Below are 2,469 nucleotides of genomic sequence, written 5' to 3'. Positions count from 1 at the left end.
TGTTGATTTGCACCGAATCCTGACCCATCCGAGGTAGGTTTTTGCATCGAATGTTGACCCACGTATAGAACACTGTCCCGCTCGGCAAGGAGCGGGAGTTCGGAGTGATCGACGTGGCCATACTGAGCATCATTCGACGCTGGCATCTTCGCGACCAGATCCCGCTGCGCGAGATCGCCAGGCGCCTGGGCATCTCCAGGAACACGGTCAGGCGCTATCTGCGCGCTGACGTCACCGCACCGGCCTATCCTGCACGGCAGAGCCCAAGCAAGCTCGACGGTCATGCCGCCAAGCTCGCCGCCTGGCTCAAGACCGAGGCCAACAAGCCGCGCAAGCAACGGCGCACGCTCAAGCAGATCCACGTCGATCTGTGTGCACTTGGATTCACCGGCTCCTATGACCGCGTCGCGGCGTTCGCCCGCCGCTGGCGCCAGGAGCAACAGGAACAAGCGCGCTCGTCGGGCCGCGGCACCTTTATCCCGCTGCGCTTTGCTGAGGGCGAGGCCTTCCAGTTCGATTGGAGCGAGGACTGGGCGGTCATCGCAGGCGAGCGAACCAAGCTGCAGGTGGCCCAGTTCAAGCTCAGCCACAGCCGCGCTTTCTTCCTGCGCGCGTATCTGCTGCAGACTCACGAGATGCTGTTCGATGCCCATCACCACGCCTTTGTGGCGTGGGGCGGCATTCCGCGCCGCGGCATCTACGACAACATGAAGACCGCCGTGGATCGCGTGCGCCAGGGCAAGTCGCGTGACGTCAACTTGCGCTTCAGCACCATGGTCAGCCACTACCTGTTCGACGCCGAGTTCTGTAACCCGGCCTCGGGCTGGGAGAAGGGGCAGATCGAGAAGAACGTGCAGGACAGCCGTCACCGCATCTGGCAGCGCATCCCTGCATTCGGCTCTCTGGCGGCGCTCAATGACTGGCTGGCCGACCAGTGTGTGCGGTTGTGGCAGCAGACCCGCCATCCTGAGCTGGACATGACCCTCTGGGAAGCCTGGTCGCTGGAGCGGCCGCACTTGATGCCGGTGGGGCAGCCGTTCGATGGCTTTGTCGAGCACACCAAACGCGTCTCACCAACCTGCCTGGTGACCTTCGAGCGCAATCGCTACAGCGTGCCGGCGTCGTTTGCGAACCGGCCCGTCAGTCTGCGCGTCTATGCCAATCGGCTCGTGTTCGTCGCCGAGGGCCAAGTGATCGCCGAGCATGTACGGCACATCGACCGCAGTCATCAGCCAGGGCGCACCATCTATGACTGGCACCACTACCTCGCGGTGCTGCAGCGCAAGCCGGGGGCCTTGCGCAATGGTGCGCCGTTCGCCGAACTGCCTGAGGGCTTCCGCCGGCTGCAATCCACATTGCTCAAGCGACCCGGTGGCGATCGCGAGATGGTCGAGATCCTGGCGCTAGTACTGTTGCACGACGAGCAAGCTGTGCTGACCGCAGTCGAGCTGGCGCTGGAGGCCGGTGCCGCATCCAAGCAAACCATCCTGAACATCCTCAGTCGCTTGCTCGAAGGCAAGCCCGTGGCGCCGATCACCTCGCCGCAGGCGCTGGCACTGCACGTCGAACCGCAGGCCAACGTCGGCCGCTATGACCGACTGCGTAACCGGGAGGTGCATCATGCAGCATAAAGCCATGGTGGAGATGCTGAAGTCATTGAAGCTGCATGGCATGGCGCAAGCGTTGGGAGACTTGGCGGCGCAGGACTCGCCAGCCTACCAGTCGGCCGTAGCCATCCTGTCGCGTCTGCTCAAGGCGGAACTCACCGAGCGCGAGGTGCGCTCGCTGGCCTATCAGATGAAGGTGGCGCGCTTCCCGGCCTACCGCGACCTGACCGGCTTCGACTTCAGTTGCAGCGAGGCCAACGAGGCGCTGGTGCGGCAGCTTCACCGCTGCGAGTTCCTGGAGTCGGCGCACAACATCGTGCTGGTCGGCGGCCCGGGGACCGGCAAGACCCATCTCGGCACCGCCATCGGCGTGCAAGCGGTGGAGCATCATCACCGTCGAGTGCGCTTCTTCTCGACCGTGGAGTTGGTCAACGCATTGGAGTTGGAGAAGGTCTCCGGCAAGCCGGGCCATCTGGCCACGCGACTCATGTATGCCGACCTGGTGATCCTCGATGAACTGGGCTATCTGCCGTTCAGCCAGACCGGCGGTGCACTGCTGTTCCACCTGATCAGCAAGCTCTACGAGCGCACCAGCCTCATCATCACCACCAACCTGAGCTTCGGCGAATGGTCGAGCATCTTCGGGGACGCCAAGATGACCACCGCGCTATTGGACCGCCTCACGCACCACTGCCACATTGTTGAAACCGGCAACGATAGCTATCGTTTCAAGCACAGCACCACCCAGCCCAAGAAGGAGAAACGCACCGCCAAACAACCCGCACAAAGCGACACCTAACAGCCTTTGGGGTGGGTCAGTTTTCGATGCAAATCCTGGGTCAGAATTCGGTGCAAATCAACA

General features: G+C 62.8%; 2 protein-coding genes. Both read left to right on the top strand.

The annotated features are described in order from the left end of the window. The first annotated feature begins 104 nt into the window (after positions 1–104). Complete coding sequence (gene istA, locus NG900_RS26480; protein WP_252685362.1) at positions 105–1,631, top strand: IS21 family transposase; 1,527 nt, start codon at positions 105–107, stop codon at positions 1,629–1,631. Continuing rightward, entirely contained in the window at positions 1,621–2,406 is a 786-nt protein-coding gene (gene istB, locus NG900_RS26475) for an IS21-like element helper ATPase IstB (protein ID WP_252685360.1), read from the top strand. Before istA ends, istB begins: the two co-directional genes overlap by 11 nt. Positions 2,407–2,469: the final 63 nt, after the last annotated feature.

It is taken from the genome of Ralstonia soli (genome assembly GCF_023955655.1).
Classification (GTDB): domain Bacteria; phylum Pseudomonadota; class Gammaproteobacteria; order Burkholderiales; family Burkholderiaceae; genus Ralstonia; species Ralstonia soli.
Note: the sequence above shows the minus strand (reverse complement) of the source record. Positions and strands in the feature narration are given on the sequence as shown.